Raw genomic sequence first — 22,145 nt, 5'->3', positions numbered from 1 at the left:
CACGTTTATACGAACTAGTAAAAGGGAAGACGATTAACTATACTACATTTTTAAAGGGGTGAATCAGGGGATTATGATCATCATACTATATATCGCAGCACTCATCTTTGCTATTGCATTTGCTGTTTTAGTTATTTACATATCCAAAACTCTAAAGTCAGCTCGTAAAACGCTAGAAAACGTAGCATCTACAATGGGCGGCTTAGAGAAGCAAATGGAAGGCATTACAACTGAAACAACATCATTATTACAAAAGACCAATCACCTAGCAGAGGATATTGGGGACAAGAGTCAAAAATTAAATACATTAGTAGACGGTGTTAAAGGGATTGGGGATTCTGTTCATGAGTTTAATCAATCACTACACACGATGTCGAACAATCTAAAGCATACAGCTGACCAGAATAAAGACAATGCTGCTCAGGCCATGAAGTGGGGTCAGGTCGGTATTGATCTCTATAAAAAGTGGAAAAAAGAAAAACCACAAGACGAAAAAGCAGTACAATAATTTTATTTTACTAGGAGGAATAGAGTATGGCACAAGATCAAAACCAGAACAAAAATCAAAACGAAAACATTAACAGTAAAGATTTTATGATAGGCACACTAATTGGTGGCATCGTAGGAGCTTCTGCAGCTCTTTTATTTGCTCCTAAGTCAGGAAAAGAAGTAAGAGATGACCTAAATCAAAAGTCAGGATACGTTCGTGAGCGTGCTGGCGAGTGGAAAGATGTCGCTTACCAAAAGGGAACGGAATGGAAGGACCGTGCTGTAGAAACATCTTCTCAGTGGTCTCAAAACGTTTCTGAGAAGTCCCAGGACCTTGGTACTCGAGTGAAAACGAAAGTTGGCGAATTCCGCAACACAAATGATGAAGCTGAACAAGCTGCTGAAGAAGTAGCTGAAGCTATCGAAGAGGCAGCCGAAGAGCTTGAAAGACAACAGGAAACAACAACGACCACTACTTACTAAGAGATGTAATTAAACGAATAATTTTGGGGAAAAGTTGCTAGTATGCTACATTAATACTAGCAACTTTTTTGTTGTCATGAAGACCCTTTTCGAGATGGGGCTTAAATAGAGGAGGATGATTGACGTTGGCTATAACACTTTTACAGAACTACAACGAGTTAAAAGAGAAATTAGATCAACATGAACGAGTGATGTTGTTAAAGCATAGTTTGACTTGTCCTATTAGTTCAGGGGCAAAACAAGCATACGAAAGCTATTCTTCAGAAACAGAAACTCCTATGTTTATCTTAAATATCCAAGAAACAAGAGAGTTCTCCAATCAAGTTGCAGAAGCATTTGGTGTGAAGCATGAGTCTCCACAGGTATTGGTATTTAACGGAGAGGAAGTAACGTGGAATACTTCTCATTGGCATATTAAAGAAGATGCGTTGGCTAATGCTGACCAATAAATGAAAGGGCAAAACGCCCATAGTGTAAAGATATTTCCTAGAATAACAAGGATGAAATGAGAAAGATTTCATCCTTGTTATTCAATTTCTCGATACTTTAATAAAATTCTTTACTAAAAATGTTGAAAATTCCCGTGACAATTAAAATAATATTAGCTATAATGATGTCTAATTATTATGAATCTATCATAATTTTCATCTTTCTAAACAAATTGGAGGCGTATGAGTTGAGTAATGAAGAATTAGACCAGTTAAGACAAGAGTTAGACACATTAAATTTAGACATTCTAGATTTAATTAACAAAAGAGCAGAGATCGCGCATCAAATTGGACAGGTGAAGAAAAAACAAGGAATGAATCGTTTTGATCCCGTGCGTGAACGCGCGATGTTAGATACGATTACGGACCATAATGAAGGTCCTTTTGAACATTCTACAGTTGAGAAGTTGTTTAAAGAAATCTTTAAAGCAAGCCTTGAGCTTCAAGAAGACGATCACCGAAAAGCGCTTCTTGTTTCACGTAAAAAGAAGCCTGAAGATACAGTTGTTACAGTTCGAGGCGAAGAAATTGGAATTGGGGATCCTTCCTTCATCACAGGACCGTGTGCTGTTGAGAGCTACGAGCAAGTTGCTAAAGTGGCAGAAGCAGTTAAAGCTCAAGGGTTGAAGCTACTTCGCGGAGGAGCTTTCAAACCGCGTTCATCTCCATATGATTTCCAAGGACTTGGCCTTGAAGGTTTGAAAATATTAAAACAAGTTGCCGATGAATATGACTTAGGTGTTGTAAGTGAGATTGTGAATCCAGCCGATATTGAAACGGCGGTTGAGTACATTGATGTTATTCAAATCGGTGCACGCAACATGCAGAACTTTGAGTTGTTAAAAGCAGCAGGTTCTGTTGATAAACCAGTACTACTTAAACGAGGATTATCTGCAACAATCTCAGAATTTGTGAACGCTGCGGAATACATCATATCACGAGGTAATGAAAACATCATTCTATGTGAACGAGGTATCCGCACGTACGAGAAAGCAACGCGAAACACGCTTGATATTTCTGCTGTACCGATCTTGAAGCAAGAGACGCACTTACCTGTAATGGTAGACGTAACCCACTCTACAGGACGTCGCGATCTTCTTCTTCCTACAGCAAAAGCGGCGATTGCAGTCGGTGCAGATGGAGTCATGGCAGAGGTTCACCCTGACCCAGCAGTAGCATTGTCAGACGCTGCACAGCAAATGGATATTGAAACATTTAATCAATTTATGAAAGAATTGAAATAGATTCTTGCATAAATAGACAATTTAATCTATATTTTAAAGAGGAAAAGTACGCCAACAATTTGTTGGCGTATTCTTTTTCTGTAAAAAAATATGTATTTGACGTCCAGGATTCACGACAACTTTGTTTACATATGAGTTGTTTCTGAATGTATGGTGAATACTGCATATAAAAGCATGAATATGTCCGATTTATTGCGCTCTCTTTAGCAGTGTCGTATGATAATGAAGAGAGAGAATGAGGGAAAATAAAGATAGAGACGTAACTTTGAGGAGGTTAAATGGAATGAATGTAACAATATACGATGTAGCACGAGAAGCCAATGTTTCAATGGCTACGGTTTCACGTGTTGTCAATGGGAATCCAAATGTGAAACCTGCTACAAGAAAGAAAGTTTTAGATGCAATTGAGCGATTAGGGTACCGACCTAATGCAGTGGCTCGAGGTCTAGCAAGTAAAAAGACAACGACAGTAGGCGTAATTATTCCAGATATCTCAAGTATCTTCTTTGCAGAATTAGCTCGAGGTATTGAGGATATTGCGACAATGTATAACTATAACATTATCTTAAGCAACTCAGATCAGAATAAAGAGAAAGAAATTCACCTTATTAACTCAATGTTAGGGAAGCAAGTAGACGGACTTGTATTCATGGGTGGCAAGATTACAGAAGATCACGTAAGAGAGTTCCAAAATGCGTCTGTTCCAGTTGTACTAGCAGCTACGGTAGATGAAACAAATTCTGTTCCATCTGTTAACATTAATTATGATGAAGCCTCCTATGAAGCAACAAAAACATTATTCGAAAAAGGTAATGAGCATGTAGCCTTCATTTCAGGGCCGCTTGAGACGAATATTAATGATCAGAAATTGTCAGGTTATTACCGTGCAATTGAAGAACAAGGTAAATCTTATGGAGATCGTTATGTGATACGCGGAGATTACACGTATGATAGTGGAATTGAAGCTCTTGATCAACTAATTAACATGGAAGAGCGCCCAAGTGCCGTATTCGTAGCATCAGATGAAATGGCTCTTGGTGTCATTCATGGTGCTCAAGATAAAGGTCTTCGTGTACCTGAGGATGTAGAAGTCTTTGGCTTTGATAATACGCGTTTAGCGACAATGGTACGTCCTACATTATCTACCGTTGTACAACCGATGTATGACATTGGTGCTGTTTCCATGCGTCTATTGACGAAATACATGAATAACGAAAAAGTCGAAGAACAAAATGTAATTCTTCCACATCGAAATATTGAAAGAAACTCAACAAAATCATAAATATGTCGATATAAAAAATAGATCATTAGGTTTTATATTAGGGAGAGAGAAAATGAAACGAAATGATTTATTAACTCCAATTGGCATATTTATAGGAATTACGATGATTTTTGTAGGAATCTTTACCACTGGGGGAGTGGAGGATGTTGTGTCCTTTATCCAGATTTCCTCGATGATCATCGTGCTTGGTGGCCTTGCGGCTGCGCTCTTGATTAACTTTACGTTGGACGAGATCAAACTGACAGGAAAGGTGTTAAAAGAATCTTTCCAAACAAATGATCAGAATTTGTCAGGGCTAATTGATCTGTTCGTACGTTTATCAGAAAGGGCGCGTCGCGAAGGCCTTTTGGCATTAGAATCAGAATTAGATGAAGTAGAAGACCCTTTTATTAAAAAGGGAATTCTGCTTGCTGTGGATGGTATTGAACCAGAAGTCATAAACGATATTATGAATGCTGAAGTATCAGCCATCGAAGAAAGGCACAGGCGGGGTCGTGCAATCATCGAAAAAGCTGCAGAATATGCACCAGCTTGGGGGATGATTGGAACTTTAATTGGATTAGTTCTTATGCTTAAGAATCTGACAGACCCAACGACTCTAGGACCAAATATGGCGATTGCCTTGTTAACAACTTTTTATGGGTCAGTCCTTGCGAACCTTGTGTTCTCACCTATGGCAGGGAAACTAGCGAATAAAACAGATCAAGAAATCTTTATCAAACAAGTTACCATAGAAGGTGTCATCGGAGTACAATCCGGGCAGAATCCAAAAATCCTAGAAGAAAAGCTAAGTGCTTTCCTTTCTGGAGATGAGCGTCGACGTCAGGAGGAAGAGCTTACTGAACAAGACGCAATGGAGGGAGCGCCGTATGAAGCTTAAACGGAAAGACCGTGTACAAGACAAAGGTGCCCCAAAATGGATGGTCACCTTCTCTGATTTGATGACATTAATTCTTGTTTTCTTTATTTTGCTTTTTTCCATGTCACAAATCGATAAAGAAAAATTTGAAGCTGTAGCCGAATCGTTCAGGAGCCGAGCCATCTTTGATTTTAACCCTTCTGTTGTTGAGTTAGAGTCCCCCGCTGATAAAAAGAATGATGAGCAACAAGATATAAGTGAGTTTGAATCAGAGGAAGACGAAGATGTGAATAAGGATAAGGAAACTGGGTCTGAAGATACAAAGGATTCGCTAAACCAGCTTGTAACAGAGGTAGAAACATTTCTTAAAAACAATGATTTGACGGAAAAGATTACAGCCAATCGAACGGACCGAGGTGTGGTACTTACGCTACAAGAACAGGTATTGTTTAATACCGCTGAAGCTGAGATCATTTCAAAAGGTCAGCCTTTCCTCAAAAAGGTCGGTCAGCTCTTAAACAATATTCCTAACTATGTGAAAGTGGAAGGACATACGGATGATCGCCCTATATCCAATTATCGCTTTCCTTCGAATTGGGAGCTGTCTGCAGCGCGAGCAAGTGGTGTCATTCGTTATTTAGCTCAGGAAACAGCCGTGGATGCAGGTCGTTTTACTGCAGTGGGTTACGGTGATACTCGTCCGCTTGTTCCAAATACTTCCGAAGAAAATTGGCAGAAAAACCGGCGTGTAGAAATTGTCATTCTAGACCCAAGCTACAAAGCGCAAGAAGGAGTTACATCTCCATAATCAGCTATACATAAAGAAGAGTGTTACAATGACTTGAGCGGCATTGTAACACTCTTTTTTTGTAATTGGTTTTTCCAAGAAGCGTATTTGTTTCATTTTGGGAGGTTGTGCTTTAGCTGAATAAACTGCATTGCTTTTTCCAAGACTTTTTCATTTTTCTCTGTAATTTCGGCTTTTCTCGGGATCTCTTTATAAAGACCTTGTTGATCGTGCCATGAGGAAGGTAGTTGTACAGGTGCTTTAGTTTGCCATTTTTCAAGCCAATCCTTAGGTATGTCCCCCTCGGCAGGCTTATCGTGTGCCATTACATTCCAAATCTGTGCCCAGGCTCTAGGAACCACTCTCCAAATATCGTATCCTCCCCCGCCTAAAGCAATCCACTTTCCATCACAGTACTCGTGCGCTAGTTTATGAGCTAGCTCTGGTATAAATTCATAAAGTTTTGATGTGCAACATAGGTGAGTCAGTGGATCTAATACATGGGCATCCGCGCCGTTTTGCGTAATAATAACATCGGGCTTAAAATATTCAATTACTTTTCTAAATGCGATTTCATAAACGTGCATGAAGGATTCGTCTTCTGTAAAGGCATCTACAGGTATGTTAAAACTATATCCATAGCCTTCTTTAATGCCGCGCTCGTTTACGTTGCCAGTCCCAGGGAACAGGTATCGGCCTGTTTCATGTACGGATAACGTGCATACATTGGGGTCATCGTAAAACGCCCATTGCACACCATCACCGTGGTGAGCATCCGTATCAATATATAAAACTTTAGCTTGGTAATGCTCTCGAATATACTGGATGGCTACTGCACCATCATTATAAATACAAAAACCAGATGCTTTCCTCTGGAATCCATGGTGTAACCCTCCGCCAAGGTTTAGGGCATGATCAACTTTATTCTGAAGCACCGCATCAACTGCTGACAATGTCCCCCCAACTAGGAGGGAAGAAGCTTCGTGCATTCCGTTAAACATCGGTGTATCTTCAGTGCCTACTCCAAATTCATACCCTTCCTCTTCACTAAGCTTTCCTGAGCTTGCTTTTTTGATGGCTTCAACGTATGGCTTCTCATGCACCAATAGGAGTTCTTCCTCTGTTGCCATCCTTGGAGGGATGAGATCTTGCTCTGTGATGCTCCGAGTACTTTGAAGTAATTCGTATGCTAGGGTGACTCTTAATTGGTTGAAGGGATGATCATCTCTGAATCGGTAGGTCCTAAATTCTTCTGAATAGACAAAGGCTGCTTTACAAGTCATTGTTCCATCCCCGGCATATTTGGCCATAGTACCTCATATCCTGCAAGTTTTAAATCTTCAATTATAGGCATAGGATTCATTGTCTGAAGGCGGAACACAAGAACCTTATATGCTGAATCTGGCTGATATGGATAGATGAGAACAGACGTTATATTTGTCTTACGTCTCCCAAGCACTGCCGTCACCTCGGGGAAGATTCCTGGTTTATCTATTACCTTAATTTCAATTTGAGAGCTCTGAACGTTTACTCCCGTAAGTTGAATCATTGTATATAACATATCTTTCTCGGTAATAATTCCAACAAGTTTGTTCGCTTTTGTGACTGGAACACAAGCAATTTCATGCTCATAAAAGATACTCGCAATTTCTTCAACAAAATCTAAAGGGTGAGCGGTTATGACTGGAGAACTCATAATAGACTCTAACTTGTTTTTAAGAGCCTCTTTATCTTGCTCGATTTGAAAAACGGATGGACTAGCGTCCCGTACATCTCGATCAGACACAATCCCAATAACGTGGTTATGTTCATCCACAATAGGGATGTGGCGGATATGGTGGTCATTCAATAGTTTTAAAGCGGTTTCAATAGTTTCGTCAGCTTTCAGTGATATAACTTCTGTTTTCATAACCTCTTCTACTAGCATTTATAGACCTCCTCGATTCGCACGATAACTTCTTCTCGTTAAGAATCTTAATTCCTCAAAGCGATCGATCGAAGCTTGAGGTACACGATTCCCAATACGAGCCATTAAACAGTTGGCTGGGTGTGAAACGATTTCTGGATCATCTGTAGGGGAGGGGGTTAAGCCACCAGCACCCATCATTCGCTCCATGACATTTCGATAATTCCAAATGTTTAACCCTGTTCCAGAAAGATCCCAGTGCCAGTAATATTCTGTTGAAATGACAATAAAGTCTTCCATCTCATCGTCCATCATAGACACCTTTAGTAGCCATGAACCAATACCATATCCCCTGTAATCCTGAATGACTTCTATAGCACCCAATTCAAGGAGATCCTCCATTTCGAACTTTGACCATCTTTCTAATGGGTCAGGATAAAGGTACGTAACATATCCTACAATGGTATCTGAGGTTCTGGCAATTAGAATTCTGCCTTCTTCAAAATCGGCAATCTTCTTAACAGCTTCAAATTGTTTCGGGGCCGGCCTGAAGGCTTTGAGTCCTTCGTGAAAATGATAGTTTGCTAGTTCTCCTGAAGAAAGAGGCCCTTCAACGGTAATCGTTCCACTTTTCGTTTCAATTTCTTTGGAATGATATTCTTTTGTATGCTTCATGCCTCCACCACCTAATGTTACCTATATTTGTTATCTATTATACAGTAAATTTCAGTGAAGAAAATCCCTGAGCGGCAATATGTTGATTGTAAGTATTCAAGCTGAGGACAGAATGTGGAAGGATTCAGTATGAGAGAATATTTCCGTTTTTTTTAATATAAAAAGGCTATCCCAAGAGTCTAGTGCGATTCTTGGGATAGCCTTATAGAAATTATCCTTCTGAAGAGGATTCGTCATCGGTTGATGAATCACTGCCAGAGTTACCTGTGTCTCCAGAGCTTCCGGAGTCTCCAGAGCCTCCAGAGCCAGAGCTTTCGGAGCCTCCAGAGCCAGAGCCTCCGGAATCAGATCCACCGGTTGAACCGGAGTTATCATCGCCTGAGGAGCCACCGTTTCCAGCTCCCTCAGATGAATTGTTATCGTTGGAGTCGTCATCCGAATTACCATTGTCTGAGTTATTATCATCTGAATCATTGTTGTTATCATTGTTATCATCGTTGCCGGAATTGCCATTGCCATTATTATTGTTATTGTTATTGTTGTTTCCATTATTGTTATTGCCAGAATCCTGGCCTTGGTCGCTTGGTGGTGGGTCTGGTGTGAAATCTCCGTATTCATAAGCTTGTGATGCTGCTGATTCCATTCCGAAGTAATCCACTGCTCTTACGACATAAACACCCTTACCTGAGATACCAAGACTGCTGCTTGCTGAACTTCCGACTACTTGGAAGCTTGCTCCTGGTGTTGCGGCACGATAGATGCGATAGCCTACAACATCTCTGCTTCCTGAAGGTGACCAATTTAAGACACCACCGCTAGCTGATACAGCACCTGGAGCAGCTGGAGCCTGTCCATCATTAGGAACCTTATCTGTAGAAGGGACCCGAACGCTTGCCCATTGGCTGTTGTTTGGTACAAGCTGATCTAAGCTTGATAGTCGGTCATAGTTATTACGTTCAATGTACTCTGGGTTAAAGAAGACGCCTTCGTTTGTAAATTCAGGTGGTGTAGATTCACCTGCTACATAGGCTTTATCTCCAATTTCAACATAACCAGTTGCGATTAAGCTATCGTCACGTTTGGTGGGAGCGTATTTAGCGTAATAAATGTCACTGCTGACAAGTCCCATTTCAGAACAAAGCTGAGATGGAAGCAATCCTGAAGCGGCACAGTAGGACTGTCTGACAATACCAGATGGTTGTTTAAAGCTTTCTTTTGGAACCATTAAGTCTGGATTTAGATCAGACGCTGCGTTTACAATGTCTGTCCATAGTTTTACGTTACGGTTGCTGTATCCTAGGCTACAGTTACCGCAGTTTCTTAATGTGAAAGGTGTGTCATAGCCCATCCACATCCCCATCGTAACGTTAGGGTTTGTTGCAACAAACCATGTGTCGTGAACATCTTGAGAAGTACCTGTTTTTCCGGCCCAGTCGACACCTGGATACTTCAACCGATCTCCTGCGTATTGGGCTGTTCCATAATCTAAAACATCTCTCATCATGTCGACGGTTAAATAAGATGCTTGTTCACTAAATACATCAACAGATTCTGATTTATGTTCATAAAGTACTTCTCCGTCTTTTGTTTCAATCTTATCGATCATGTAAGCATCTACAAACTTACCGTTATTGGCGAAAGTGGCGAAAGCATTTGTATTCTCTTCCACTGTTACACCTTCAAGAAGACTGCCAAGTGAAGTTGATAAGTTGGTCTTATCTTCTTCTAGTAGTGTCGTGAAGCCCATTTTGTCTAAATAAGATGCTGGGTTTTGATTCCTGATATCAGCATAAGTTTTAACAGCTGGCACGTTATATGACATAGCTAGTGCTCGTCTTATAGAGGTTAGGCCATGGAACCTTCCTCCATAGTTGCCAGGGGTATACCCTCCTGCGAAAACTGTTTCTATATCTGCTACTACAGAACCTGGGTTTGCTTGTCCTAAGTCAATAGCTGGAGCATATACAAGCAATGGCTTCATTGTACTTCCGTTTGAACGTTTCGCATCAGTAGCGTGGTTAAGATTTTCAAGATCAAAATCACGTCCGCCGATAAAGCTAATGATTTTCCCGGTTTTATTTTCAATTAACATGCCGCCGACTTGAACGGGCTCTTTGATCGTTTTCACTTCGCCTGTTTCTTCGTCTGTTACTTTCCAAGATCGAACAGGGCCGTAATGCTCATAGTTTTTGTGTAATTCCTGCATCTTGTCGTATATCGGTTTATCAATTGTTGTATGAACTTTCAAGCCATTTTGCACTAATGTTCGATCTGCAAGAGTAGCATATTCTTGTCTTAGTGATTCACTATTAGCTAAGTCTTCTTTTGTATACCCGTCCTGTTCAGCTAGGATACCTTGAAGAATATCTGTGGCCCTCTCTTCAACTTCAAATGCGATATAAGGATATGATTGCACTGGTGAAGGTTCTGGTTCTGTGAACTTCGAAGCAATGTCGTAATTGATTGCTTTATCGTATTCGGCTTGTGTAATCATTTCGGCTTCTAGCATACGTTCTAGTACCGTTCTCATTCGCTCGATGCCTGGGGCGAGCCCTGCTTCAGATTTAACTTCCCCTGTATTTGTAAAAGGGGTATACATATAAGGGCTTTGTGGCATACCTGCAATATAGGCTGCTTGAGGAAGGTTTAATTCTTTGGCGCTCACTCCAAATATACCTTGAGCAGCAGCTTCAATTCCTGCAACGTTTCTTCCGCCGGCGTTACGGCCGAATGGAACAACATTCAGATATGCTTCTAAGATCTCTTCTTTTTCAAAGAATCGCTCTAAGCGTAAGGCTAGTAGAATTTCCTTTGCTTTACGTTCGAATGAAACGGTGTCTGTTAAAACCTGATTCTTTATTAACTGTTGGGTAAGCGTACTACCCCCTGTTTTAACGTTTGCATTCGTGAGTTCTTGGAAGATTGCACGCATTATCGCTTTGGGTACAACACCATTATGTGTCTCGAAATTCTCGTCTTCAGTGGCGATTACAGCATTGACCACATGATCGGATACTTGGTCAAGGGACACTTCTTCACGATATAAATCAGATTGAATCTTTCCTAAGTATGTGTCTCCGGCAAAATACAATTCTGACGTTTCTTCATAATTGTAAATGTCTTTTTGCATTTCGGCTTTAGCACGTATTGGTTCGTCTTTGACGAGCGAGGCGAAATAACCGGCACCTAACCCGGCAGCAAAGAACACGCCAATCACACCTACAATGAGGAAGAATAAAACGATGTTCCAGATTACATCATAAGAGATGCGGAAATATTTTTGGATCTTTCCATCTTCCCACCATTTACGAAGCGGGGATCTATCTGGACCATTTGAATGGTTCTGGCTCATATAACGACCTCCTATTTCATACACGCAATATTATACCATATTGCACCATAAGGAGACATGGTTCAACATGAAATGTGAGTTGCTTTTTTGAAAAATATATGCTATAAATTATGTCACAGTCACGAACGATAATGAACAGTAAACAGTGAAGGGTTGGAGTAGTAAGTTGTATCCTGTTGCAGAAAGCTGACGGTCGCTGTGAGTCAGTACAGAGCAATTTACGAATTACGTCCTGGAGTTTTCTTCTGATTAGTTCAGAAGACGGGTGAATCCGTTATAAATTCCTTGAGTGGTAATCAGTTGTCTGGTTACAACAAGGGTGGTACCGCGAGCGAGCCTCGTCCCTTTTTAGGGGCGGGGTTTTTTGTGTTCTTCAAAAGTTGAATCTGGTTCGTAGTATAACCTGAAAAGGGCGCCTTCAGTACTTTCATTACGTTTATGTCGTTACTTAATTTAAGAATCTAGGAGTGGATAGTGTGGATATTTTACAAGACTTACAAGCAAGAGGATTAATTAATCAAATGACGGATGAAGAAGGTCTAAAGAAGCATTTATCTCAAGAACAGGTTACCCTTTACTGTGGTTTTGACCCGACAGGGGATAGTCTTCATATAGGTCACTTGCTACCTGTACTAATTCTTAAGAGGTTCCAGCAAGCTGGGCACCGTCCAATTGCTTTAGTTGGTGGAGGAACTGGTATGATTGGTGACCCAAGTGGTCGTTCTACAGAACGTCAGCTTAACGATGAGAACACAGTGCGTCACTACAGTGAACAGCTAGCAGGTCAACTTGCTAAAATTTTAAACTTTGAGGAAGGGGAGAATGCGGCTGTAGCACGTAACAACTTAGACTGGTTGAACCAAATGACAATGATCGAATTCTTGCGAGATGTAGGGAAGCACTTTGGTGTTAACTACATGTTAGCGAAAGATTCTGTGGAGTCTCGTATTGAAAATGGAATTTCCTTTACAGAGTTCAGTTACATGATTCTGCAATCTTATGACTTCTTGAACTTATTCCGTAAAGAGAATTGTACGTTACAAATTGGTGGAAGCGACCAGTGGGGGAATATTACGGCTGGGCTTGAACTGATTCGTAAGAATGCGACTGAAGGAGAAGAAGCGAAAGCATTTGGTCTAACGGTTCCATTGATTACCAAAGCAGATGGCAGTAAGTTTGGTAAAACAGCTGGTGGTGCAATTTGGTTAGACCCAGCAAAGACAACTCCGTACGAATTTTACCAGTTCTGGATTAATACAGACGATCGTGATGTTGTGAATTTCCTTCATTACTTTACATTCTTAAGCTTAGACGAAATTGGTGAGTTGGCTAAGGAAGTAGAAACGCAACCTGAGAAGCGTGTGGCTCAGCGTAGGCTAGCAGAAGAAATGACGAAGATGGTCCATGATGAAAAAGCTCTTGAACAAGCCGAGAAAATCTCTGAAGCGCTCTTTAGCGGCGACCTAAAGCAACTAACAGGTGATGAAATTGAACAAGGCTTTAAAGACGTTCCTACTTACAATTTAGTGGAAGAAGAAAAAGGGTTAATCGATCTCTTAGTTGAAGCAAAGATCTCTTCTTCAAAACGTCAAGCTCGTGAAGATATTCAGAATGGTGCGATTTACATTAATGGTGAACGTGAACAAGATATGAAATACACAGTGGACGCTGAAGATCGCATCGATGGCAAGTTTACAATTATTCGTCGTGGTAAGAAGAAATACTTCTTGGTACGCTTTGAAGGATAATATAATAGAAGAAATAAAACCGCTTAGAGTTTGAATGACTCTAAGCGGTTTTTTACATAGACTGAATTATCCCTTTTGTTCTTGGTTACATCACTCTCTTTTAATACGAAAGTGCTGAAGTTGATAAGGAAGTAAGTTTTTATATCTTTGCTGAATAAAACGGTCATCAATAAGTACAATCGTTCCAGAGTCAGTCTCTGTTCGAATTAGCCTCCCTGCAGCTTGTAAAACTTTATTCATCCCAGGGTACATATAAGCATAGGCAAAGCCATCCTTACCTCGTTCATCGAAATAACGTTTCATAATGCCTTGTTCATCATTTAATTTCGGCAATCCTACACTAACGACTAGAACCCCGTTTAAACGGTCTCCTCTTAAATCGACACCTTCTGAGAATATGCCTCCTAATACTGCAAATCCGATTAAGGAATCTTCACGGTCTTCGCGGAATTCAGCTAGATACTGTTCTCGATCTTGTTCAGTCATTTGAGGCGTTTGAAGTAGAACGGAAGCTGAATGATCGAGTTCTTGAATCCTCTCATATACCTGCTCCATATATACATAAGAAGGGAAGAAAACTAGATAGTTCCCTGGTTTCTCTCTTATTAATTCAAGTACTGTGCCAACGATTGAATCTATTGATTGAGCGCGGTCATGGAAGCGTGTAGAGATTGGCTGAATGTACATGTCCACATTTTGTCTGTCAAATGGTGAAGGTATTGAAAAAGTATAGTCTCCCTCCGTCCACCCGAGCATGTCTTTATAGTAATCAAATGGAGCGAACGTCGCCGAGAAGAAAACCGTTGCTCCGTATCCCTTAGTTGTTTTGTGTAGCAAGGAAGAGGGATCTACACAGAAAAGTTTAAGCTCTACTTCGCTTTTATAACGTCTTATGTAAGTGACATACGATTGATCATAGAGTTTTGAAATACGTACAAAACTTAAAGCCATAAAATATGCTTCGATTAATAGAGACTCTGTATCCTGGGTGTAGGGGATCTCTAGTTCAGCCAGGTCAATAAAGTGCTCGACACTCTCAACAATCCCTTCAGGAATTTCCGCCATTGTTGTCATGTATTGGTCCTCATCCATCAATTTTCTTTGCGCTAATAAAGACTGATCGATACGGTGAACAGCTTCGTATAAATGTGGGTTTTTAGACTTGTATTCACGCTTGAGTTGTAAGAAAGATGATTTTGATAGTAGAGCTGAATACATAGATTGCGACCTGTCGACAAGATTATGAGCTTCATCGACGAGCAATGTGGTCTTTTTCTTTGTTTCATTCCATAAACGTTTGAAAGATACTCTTGGATCAAATACATAATTGTAATCGCATATAATAGCATCAGCATGGTAAGCGGCATCTATTGAAAACTCAAAAGGACAGACTTGATGCTTCCGTGCGTAATGTTCGATCACGCCTCTTGATATCATCGTTTCTTTTGAAAACAAGTCGAGCAAAGCTTCATTGATGCGGTCGTAGTATCCATCTGCAAATGGACAATAATCCACCTGACACCCGTCATTTGTGAAACACATTTTGTCCTTAGCGGTTAAGGTCACGGTATGGAAGTGCAAACCTTTTTCCTCCATAAGGGAGAGCGCTTCTTCTGCGGCTTGCCTCGTAATCGTTTTGGCTGTTAAGTAAAAAAATTGGTCTGCTTTTCCTTCCCCGATTGCTTTAATCGTGGGAAATAGAGTGGAGATGGTTTTCCCTGTACCGGTTGGAGCGTGAGCGAAAAGGGTCTTACGATCCATAATGGTCTTATAGACTGCTCCTGCAAACTTTCGTTGTCCAGCTCGAAAAGCGGGATAAGGGAAAGGGAGTTGTTGTATGCTTTCTTGTCGATTAAGCCTGTGTTCAGTCATGAGTTTAGCATAAGGAATATACTGTTCGATCATAGTGTGAAACCACTCTCTTAACTCGACAGAACTAAACGATTTAACAAACTGTTTTCGTTCTGAGGATGGCAAATGAACGTACGTAAGTTGCACATCAATTTCATTAAGTTCTTGTTGAGTTGCGTAAATATATGCATAGCATTTCGCCTGGGCCCAGTGTACGGGATGGGAGTTTTCTTCGATGTCAAAGATTGAAGAAGATGTCGATTTAATTTCATCCACGGTGATTTTATTCTCCTTTTGAAGTAATCCATCACAACGTCCTTCTATGTGAATGTGTATCGAATCAGCTATATGAGTATAGGCAAGGTGTACTTCCTTTTGATCGTGTTCACTGTACTCGCTTTGGACCATTTGATGTGCTCTTGTCCCTTCGGTGAGGGCTGTTGTCGTTTTAAAACGTCGATCAAGGCTTCCGGATCGATAAACATATTCAACTAGACTCCTTATAGATGTTTTTAACTCTTTCATGTTATCACCAGATTCTTTTTCATTTTTATCAGTTCTAATACACTTCGTTGTTAATGGGGGACACGAGGAATTCATTTGTAATGCTAGTTCTTAAAAGGTAGTAAAAATAATGGAACATTGAATAATCGAAGGATAATAGACATATTGGGGACTAAAAAAGATGACTCTGAAGAGAGGCATCTTTTAGAAGATAAAGATCGCTGAAACAATGGCTGTCACAATAAAGGTGATCAAATAAATAATAGAGAGAACCTTAATGCTTGAATTCTTCTCATATTTATGTGATCTCTGAAGTTCTGCAGCTGGAGATTCACCTTCCACTTCTCGTTGTTCAATAGACTTATTTACGTTCTTCCCCACTAATAGGGTTCCAATAAAGGCTAGCACGCAAATCCCAATGACAATAGCGATATACAAGGTATACACGTGACCCCTCCTTTATGCTTCTGTTCTTAGTGTATCAGGAAATGGGAATAGATGATAATAGAATCACAAAAAAACACCCATCTCTAAAGATGGGTGTTTCGTAGAAGCTATTAACGAGAGTAGAACTCAACGATAAGCGCTTCGTTAATTTCAGAAGGCATTTCAGAACGCTCAGGGAAGCGAACGTAAGAACCTTCAAGCTTTTCTGCATCGAATGATACGTACTCAGGTACGAAGTTGTTTGCTTCAACTGCATCCTTAATTACATCAAGGTTAGCAGATTTTTCGCGAACTGCGATTGTTTGACCAGGCTTCACACGGTAAGATGGGATGTTTACGCGTCCACCATCTACAAGAATGTGGCCGTGGTTAACTAGCTGACGAGCTTGCGCGCGAGTGCGTGCAAGACCTAAGCGGTAAACGATGTTGTCCAGGCGAGACTCAAGAAGTGTTAAGAAGTTTTCACCGTGGATTCCTTTCATGTTACCTGCTTCTTCGAATAAACGACGGAATTGACGCTCGTTAACTCCGAAGATGAAACGAAGTTTTTGCTTCTCTTGAAGCTGTGTACCATATTCTGAAAGCTTTTTACGCTGGTTAGGACCGTGTTGGCCAGGAGCGTAAGGGCGTTTTTCTAACTCTTTACCAGTACCGGATAAAGAAATACCTAAACGACGAGATTTTTTCCAAGTGGAATCTGTGTAACGTGCCATTGGATGATCTCTCCTTTTCTATTTTTATTTTGTATAAAATAAAAACAGGAGTGTCCCGTTCTTGAGGCTCATTTTGTTTTCATGCACCATCGCTCCAGCAGCCGAGAGTTACGCGATACACCTCTTAATAGAAGAGGAACAAAATGATAACGACAGTGGTTCACCTAAGCTGCCTTTTATTTTACACAAAAGCTATTATAGAATTTATTCTGTTATAAGTCAAGCACGTTCAATTAGAATGTGACCAGTAAATAAAGTTTTCATATACAATGCTATGATATAATGGGGCAAAATTTTACGTGAGGTTTTTTATAAATGAAGTCTAATAAAGAGTCTACAATACAACAGAAACAATCGCAATTTGTTCGCTATATGCTTATTTGCATATTGATAGTGGCTGTTGGGATTGCTCTAATGGTACAAAATAATTGGATGAAACAAACGAGTGAACCATTACAAACTCAGACTCCGCTCTTAGCTGTCCGAGAAGTAGAGGATGGGGTGAAAGTTACCTTAACAACTTTGAAAGAAAAGCAACCCTATTTAGTTGAGTATAATGTAGACCCTCATACATATTCCTTCACAGCAGATACCTATAAGGAACTTAATAAACCCATTCAAGAGATTAGGTATTCACAAGGGGGGGGATTGTGGATGAAGCGTGATTCAGAATGGAGTCTCCTAGATGAAGATTTGAAACCATCAAGCACTTCAACAACCGGGCCAACAAGAGATGATGAAGGTTCTCCTTCTATTAAAGAAGTCACCAAATTCGGCGAGACATTTCAAACTACAGTTAAGGATAGTAATGGAAGTGAATGGTCAAATACCTTTCTAAAACGTCCTCTTGAAGTCGAGAAATTAGGGCATCATGGAGACGTATGGGTAGTTCTTTTAGAAGGGTTTGAGGTTATAATTGTTAAAAATTGAAAAAATATATGAAAGTAATAGGAAAAAAAGACTAGAAGAAGTATAATGGTAGAAAGAATCTTATTATAGAGAACTCCACTGAAATAAGGTGATGTAGAGATGATTTCAAATAAAATAAATAGTCAATTCCGTACTCAGTTAAAGGCGCGTTTTTTTGACTTAATGACATCGGATGAACCAGGCGGTTGGTCACGTTTTGTGGAAGGTGTTGAGTCTATAATCACGAATTCAGTCCAAGCTCAAAAGGCCTGTATATACATTTACAACCAAACTGAGGATGCTTTTATTCCAACCTCCTACATGTGGAAAAAGTATCCTCTAGAACAAGAAATACTTACCTACCAAGATTGGTTGTGGCTATGTGAGAACCAATGTGTCATGGGGACTTCTGTCATTAAGTATGAGCACTCCAATCAATATGGTTGCTACTTAATTCCGTTGTATAATCATGGTGAAACTTATGGGTATATAAGCGTTTCTAATAGCTTAGAAGAAAACGTGGTGCTTCGTGATTTAGAGATTATGGGGGAAGAAGTGTCGAACGTTTATGTAAAGATGAGGACCTACTTCCAATCATTAGATGATGAGAGGCGGCATGAGCGTTTGTTTAAGGTTACCGCAAAATTTCATTCATCAATGAATATGAACGATGTCCTTGCTGAGATCATTGACACTTTGCGCCAGTTATATCCGGTATTTGATTATTATCTGTTACTCTCTCATGATTATTCAAGTGCTCACGATCTCCCGATCAGGGAACTTGTTTATGATAGTGACGGTGGTAACAAATCTAGTGCTCAAGCATATTTAACTGGAGAGATTCAGTTTGAAGAATCTTGGAATGATCGACAGTCCTGTTTTTATGCTCCTCTTAAAGGAAAGCAAGGTGTTTACGGGGTATTACAAGTTGTGGCTCCTAAAACCGTTCAGTTTGTAGATGAGGATATTAACTTTATAACACTTCTGGCTAATACGGCGGGTAATGCATTAGAGAATGCCCGGCTATATCAACAATCTAAACGTTTAATTACAGACTTGCAGTTAATTAATGAAACGACCCATAAGTTAAATTCTAATTTGAGGTTAACAGATACAATATCTTTTCTCTCTAATCAAATTCTTCATTCTTTTCATGCAGAAGAAGTGGGCGTGCTTCTCTTTCAAGATGGAAATGTTGAAGATTTTCAAGTTCTGCAAGAAAGCTCGTCCTTCTTCTCTCAAAGAGATTCTGAGAGGCTGTTGCAATACATTACAACCTCAATCGGTGAGCAAAGAGATGCATTATTTATTGGAGATTTCTCAGTAAAGAACCCCTCTTTTTATAGTCCTTACCAATCAATTATGGCCATTCCAATGATTCAGTCTGAATCGTTAAAAGGAGTCGTCATTGTAATGCATACAACGCCTTATTTCTTCTCATTTGAAACGTTTAAACTTTTACAATCGCTTGTTCACCATTCGACACTTGCCTTTGTAAATTCTATGCTTAGAGAAGAATTAGAGAAGTTGGTCAGTACAGACTATTTAACAAAATTATACTCTAGAAAGCATCTGGATGAAGCAGTTCATAAACATTATGTTCAAGATCAAAATGGGTCATTTATCATTGTCGATATTGATAACTTTAAACAAGTAAATGATACATATGGTCATCAAGAAGGAGATCGCATTATTGTTGAAGTGTCAAACTTGTTAAGACAAGAAATAGGTAACAAAGGAATAACAGCTCGGTGGGGCGGTGAAGAGTTAGCCATTTATCTCCCTGAAGTGAATGTAAATGAAGCTTATCAAATTGGGGAAGAGTTAGTGAGGAAAGTAAGGCACTACACCAAACCTCGCGTAACCATTTCGTGTGGGGTCTCCTATTGGGATGCTTCAAGCGAAGGAGAGGTCGTTGATTTATTTAGGCGTGCAGATCGAGCTTTATATGAAGCTAAAGAATCGGGGAAAGATTGTATAAAGCATGACCAAATGATTGGGAAAACTAAAGAGGGGGAGTAGGTCTAAGGCGGGCTAAACAACATCCACCTAAAAATAGGGGGGGAGTAAGAAAACGCAGAGAACTTCATCTCTGCGTTTTTTTACTTCCTTTTAGGGCAAATTGTTAAATGTATTGTTCGACAAGCTTAGCGAATTGCTCAATATACTTCTCATCAGTTTCATCAAAGCGTTCTTTAACAGGGCTATCAATGTCTAAAACGCCAAATATATTTCCGTCTTTATACATCGGCACGACAATTTCAGACTGGCTAGCAGCATCACAAGCGATGTGGCCTGGGAATTCATGGACATCAGCAACGCGTTGAGTTTTACCTTCGGCTATTGCAGTTCCGCATACTCCTTTGCCGCTTGGGATCCTAACGCATGCTGGAAGACCTTGGAATGGTCCTAGTACAAGTTGATCTTGTTTCCAGATATAAAAGCCCACCCAGTTAACTTTATCAAGAAACTGGTTTAATAGAGATGAGGCATTGGCGAGATTTGCCAATTGGTCAGGTTCATCTTCGATCAAAGCTTTTAGTTGCTTTAACAATAAGTCATAATTTTGTTCTTTTGTTCCATTGTAATGTTCGACATTAAACATCAAATATTCCTCCTAATTTGGCAAAATTCCTAATAGTACGGGGCGAAAGTTGACGAGCGATTCATGCAGGATTATTACCCTATTCAACGAATCTTTTCGAATAAGGAGGTCATGCGCTATGACAAAATCGTCAACAAGACAAAAAGTGATGGATGCAGCGTGTTTGTTGTTTTATACGAAAGGCTACACTGGAACCTCTGTTCGCGATATCGCCGCAAAAGCTAAAGTGAATGTTTCACTTATTAGTTACCATTTTACAAATAAACAGGGCCTACTTGAACATCTTATGGTCCAATATTTTGAGCCCTATATAGAATTATTAGAGGAACAACAAAATATGAATCAACGATTATCTTCGCAAGAAAGACTCCGTAAAATGATAGAAGTTATTATACAGTATAAGAAACAACACCATCAATTTACATGCTTCATCCACAGGGAGTTAACCCTTGATAATGTGCTTGTCCGTGAAATGATGGTTACCTATTTGGCTAAAGAAAAATACATTTTATTTAAACTTTTTAAAGAATCGTTAAAGCATACACGTGTAAAACAAATGCAACTACAACATTTGTTTCTTCAGTTCAAAGGGATGTTAATGATGCCTTTTTTAATGCCTTATGAGATGAGAGAACATGTATTGTGGGATCAATCACCAGAATTTTTCGTGAAGCAATATACAGAAACAATTATGCTTTGGCTTGAACATGTGTATCAGTCTGGTGGTCTTCCTCCAAAAAAAGAAAGCATTATGTAGTACGTGTGCCTTTAGAAAAACTTGAACTAGTGACAGACAGATCGGTGAAAGGAATGCGCTAAGAGCTTAGCAAGCTCTTAGCGTGTTTTGCTAAATGTTCGAAACGTATTGCTTTAGTTGAGAATAACCAGCTCCGAGATCTTCAGATTTATGAGCATCTGAACCGTACACTAGTGGAATTCCTTTACGAAAGGCTTTCTCTAGAATGGATGAGGGAGGGTAGGGTGTTTGACAATAAGGTTTCCTCAAACCAGCGCTGTTCATATCTAATGAATAGTTTCTTTTTTTTATGCTTTCTAATACAGCATCAGTCTCTTCTGTAAAGGGCTTCTCTGTTGGAAATAAGTTTTGGAACTTATGGCTGAGAGTGATATGACCAATTCTTGTTGGTTTATAACGACCTAAATCTGCTTCTATAGAGCGGAGTAATGTTTGATAATATAGTCGGTGAACACCGTTAACTCCTCCATGGGCATCTATAAGTTTCTTGAAAGAGTTCGGGCTGTAATCCATGCATACATATCCAGACGGCGTAGGGAGGAAGTGGACAGATAATATGCCATCTGTTAAAGAACCCCCATATATATTGAGGAAATCTTTAATTTCTTCTTCATACCCCTCAATGTAATCCAGTTCTAAACCGATATGAATGGTGATGTCTTTCTCATAGTTTTTCTTCAATTCTTGTAAAGTGGAAATATAACCTTCCATCGATTTTAGTTCCATACCACTATCCTTTGTTGGTACAGGATCAATGAAGGATGGGGGTAGTGGTGCGTGTTCAGTAAAACTAATAGATGAATAAGTTTGTGAAATGGCGTTTTCAATGTACTGTTTTAGGGTATCCCTTGATCCATGGGGGCAGAATGGGGTGTGTACATGGCCGTCGATAATCATAAGCTGACCTCCTCAAAAAAGATGTAGAAAAAAATGTAAAAAGGTTAATAAATTTGAAAAAATTTAGCCAAAATGACCGTTTACATGGTATCATAAAAACATTACTATATACATATTTTTACCTGGTGTGACATAGATGAACTATTGAC

The 22,145-nt window shown here is 39.8% G+C and carries 20 protein-coding genes and 1 other annotated feature; of the genes, 11 read left to right on the top strand and 9 right to left on the bottom strand.

What is annotated here, in order from left to right; genetic code table 11:
* Positions 1 to 73 precede the first annotated feature (73 nt).
* The 7 genes from ACYX4O_RS15700 to motS all read left to right on the top strand — a co-directional run bounded on the left by ACYX4O_RS15700 (position 74) and on the right by motS (position 5,653).
* A complete protein-coding gene (locus ACYX4O_RS15700) occupies positions 74 to 508 on the top strand; it encodes a DUF948 domain-containing protein (RefSeq protein WP_476357167.1) in 435 nt (144 codons plus the stop codon).
* Between the two features lie 26 nt (positions 509 to 534).
* Positions 535 to 972 (top strand): YtxH domain-containing protein, encoded by a 438-nt coding sequence (locus ACYX4O_RS15695; protein WP_476352060.1) that lies wholly within the window; start codon positions 535 to 537, stop codon positions 970 to 972.
* 125 nt (positions 973 to 1,097) lie between these two features.
* The gene (gene ytxJ, locus ACYX4O_RS15690) at positions 1,098 to 1,421 is read left to right on the top strand and encodes a bacillithiol system redox-active protein YtxJ (protein WP_476352058.1); all 324 of its coding nucleotides are present in this window, start codon (positions 1,098 to 1,100) and stop codon (positions 1,419 to 1,421) included.
* Between the two features lie 227 nt (positions 1,422 to 1,648).
* On the top strand, positions 1,649 to 2,704 hold the full coding sequence (locus tag ACYX4O_RS15685; RefSeq protein ID WP_476352056.1) for a bifunctional 3-deoxy-7-phosphoheptulonate synthase/chorismate mutase: 1,056 nt from the start codon (positions 1,649 to 1,651) through the stop codon (positions 2,702 to 2,704).
* A gap of 283 nt (positions 2,705 to 2,987) precedes the next feature.
* Positions 2,988 to 3,986: a catabolite control protein A gene (gene ccpA, locus ACYX4O_RS15680; RefSeq protein ID WP_476352054.1), complete on the top strand. Its 999-nt coding sequence runs from the start codon at positions 2,988 to 2,990 to the stop codon at positions 3,984 to 3,986.
* A gap of 52 nt (positions 3,987 to 4,038) precedes the next feature.
* Entirely contained in the window at positions 4,039 to 4,866 is an 828-nt protein-coding gene (gene motP / locus ACYX4O_RS15675; RefSeq protein ID WP_476352052.1) for a flagellar motor protein MotP, read from the top strand.
* A complete protein-coding gene (gene motS, locus ACYX4O_RS15670) occupies positions 4,856 to 5,653 on the top strand; it encodes a flagellar motor protein MotS (RefSeq protein ID WP_476352050.1) in 798 nt (265 codons plus the stop codon). The genes motP and motS overlap by 11 nt, the downstream gene beginning before the upstream one ends.
* Before the next feature lie 92 nt (positions 5,654 to 5,745).
* On the opposite strand, the gene ACYX4O_RS15665 is transcribed toward motS, so the two are convergent.
* The 4 genes from ACYX4O_RS15665 to ACYX4O_RS15650 all read right to left on the bottom strand — a co-directional run bounded on the left by ACYX4O_RS15665 (position 5,746) and on the right by ACYX4O_RS15650 (position 11,565).
* Positions 5,746 to 6,915 carry an acetoin utilization protein AcuC gene (locus ACYX4O_RS15665; protein WP_476357166.1) on the bottom strand — a complete coding sequence of 390 codons (1,170 nt, stop codon included), beginning with the start codon at positions 6,913 to 6,915 and terminating at the stop codon, positions 5,746 to 5,748.
* Entirely contained in the window at positions 6,912 to 7,559 is a 648-nt protein-coding gene (locus ACYX4O_RS15660; protein ID WP_476352048.1) for an acetoin utilization AcuB family protein, read from the bottom strand. The genes ACYX4O_RS15665 and ACYX4O_RS15660 overlap by 4 nt, the downstream gene beginning before the upstream one ends.
* Positions 7,560 to 8,213, bottom strand: a complete 654-nt coding sequence (locus ACYX4O_RS15655; protein ID WP_476352046.1) for a GNAT family N-acetyltransferase — start codon at positions 8,211 to 8,213, stop codon at positions 7,560 to 7,562.
* A gap of 211 nt (positions 8,214 to 8,424) precedes the next feature.
* Positions 8,425 to 11,565, bottom strand: a complete 3,141-nt coding sequence (locus tag ACYX4O_RS15650) for a transglycosylase domain-containing protein (protein WP_476352044.1) — start codon at positions 11,563 to 11,565, stop codon at positions 8,425 to 8,427.
* A gap of 136 nt (positions 11,566 to 11,701) precedes the next feature.
* Positions 11,702 to 11,914 (top strand) — a binding site (T-box leader).
* A gap of 127 nt (positions 11,915 to 12,041) precedes the next feature.
* Between ACYX4O_RS15650 and tyrS the strand changes: the two genes are divergently transcribed.
* Positions 12,042 to 13,313, top strand: coding sequence for a tyrosine--tRNA ligase (tyrS, locus tag ACYX4O_RS15645; RefSeq protein ID WP_476352042.1), 1,272 nt, complete (start codon positions 12,042 to 12,044; stop codon positions 13,311 to 13,313).
* Positions 13,314 to 13,403: 90 nt separating this feature from the next.
* Here tyrS and ACYX4O_RS15640 read toward each other — a convergent pair whose 3' ends face one another.
* From ACYX4O_RS15640 to rpsD, 3 genes are all read right to left on the bottom strand, one after another.
* A complete protein-coding gene (locus tag ACYX4O_RS15640; protein WP_476352040.1) occupies positions 13,404 to 15,689 on the bottom strand; it encodes an ATP-dependent DNA helicase in 2,286 nt (761 codons plus the stop codon).
* A 183-nt stretch (positions 15,690 to 15,872) separates the two neighbouring features.
* Positions 15,873 to 16,115 (bottom strand): hypothetical protein, encoded by a 243-nt coding sequence (locus ACYX4O_RS15635; RefSeq protein ID WP_476352038.1) that lies wholly within the window; start codon positions 16,113 to 16,115, stop codon positions 15,873 to 15,875.
* A gap of 110 nt (positions 16,116 to 16,225) precedes the next feature.
* Positions 16,226 to 16,828 carry a 30S ribosomal protein S4 gene (rpsD, locus tag ACYX4O_RS15630; protein ID WP_476352036.1) on the bottom strand — a complete coding sequence of 201 codons (603 nt, stop codon included), beginning with the start codon at positions 16,826 to 16,828 and terminating at the stop codon, positions 16,226 to 16,228.
* Positions 16,829 to 17,143: 315 nt separating this feature from the next.
* On the opposite strand from rpsD, the gene ACYX4O_RS15625 reads away from it, so the two are divergent.
* Positions 17,144 to 17,758: a hypothetical protein gene (locus ACYX4O_RS15625; RefSeq protein ID WP_476352034.1), complete on the top strand. Its 615-nt coding sequence runs from the start codon at positions 17,144 to 17,146 to the stop codon at positions 17,756 to 17,758.
* A 99-nt stretch (positions 17,759 to 17,857) separates the two neighbouring features.
* Positions 17,858 to 19,759: a sensor domain-containing diguanylate cyclase gene (locus ACYX4O_RS15620; protein WP_476352032.1), complete on the top strand. Its 1,902-nt coding sequence runs from the start codon at positions 17,858 to 17,860 to the stop codon at positions 19,757 to 19,759.
* Positions 19,760 to 19,862: 103 nt separating this feature from the next.
* Here ACYX4O_RS15620 and ACYX4O_RS15615 read toward each other — a convergent pair whose 3' ends face one another.
* Entirely contained in the window at positions 19,863 to 20,342 is a 480-nt protein-coding gene (locus tag ACYX4O_RS15615) for a GAF domain-containing protein (RefSeq protein WP_476352030.1), read from the bottom strand.
* 118 nt (positions 20,343 to 20,460) lie between these two features.
* Here ACYX4O_RS15615 and refZ point away from each other — a divergent pair, with 118 nt between their 5' ends.
* The gene (gene refZ / locus ACYX4O_RS15610) at positions 20,461 to 21,099 is read left to right on the top strand and encodes a forespore capture DNA-binding protein RefZ (protein ID WP_476352028.1); all 639 of its coding nucleotides are present in this window, start codon (positions 20,461 to 20,463) and stop codon (positions 21,097 to 21,099) included.
* A 90-nt stretch (positions 21,100 to 21,189) separates the two neighbouring features.
* Here the strand turns inward: refZ and hisJ are convergent, their stop codons facing one another.
* Entirely contained in the window at positions 21,190 to 21,996 is an 807-nt protein-coding gene (gene hisJ / locus ACYX4O_RS15605; protein WP_476352026.1) for a histidinol-phosphatase HisJ, read from the bottom strand.
* Positions 21,997 to 22,145 lie beyond the last annotated feature (149 nt).

Source organism: Pontibacillus sp. ABV4_188, assembly GCF_056311905.1.
This window is presented reverse-complemented; position numbering and strand designations above follow the sequence as displayed.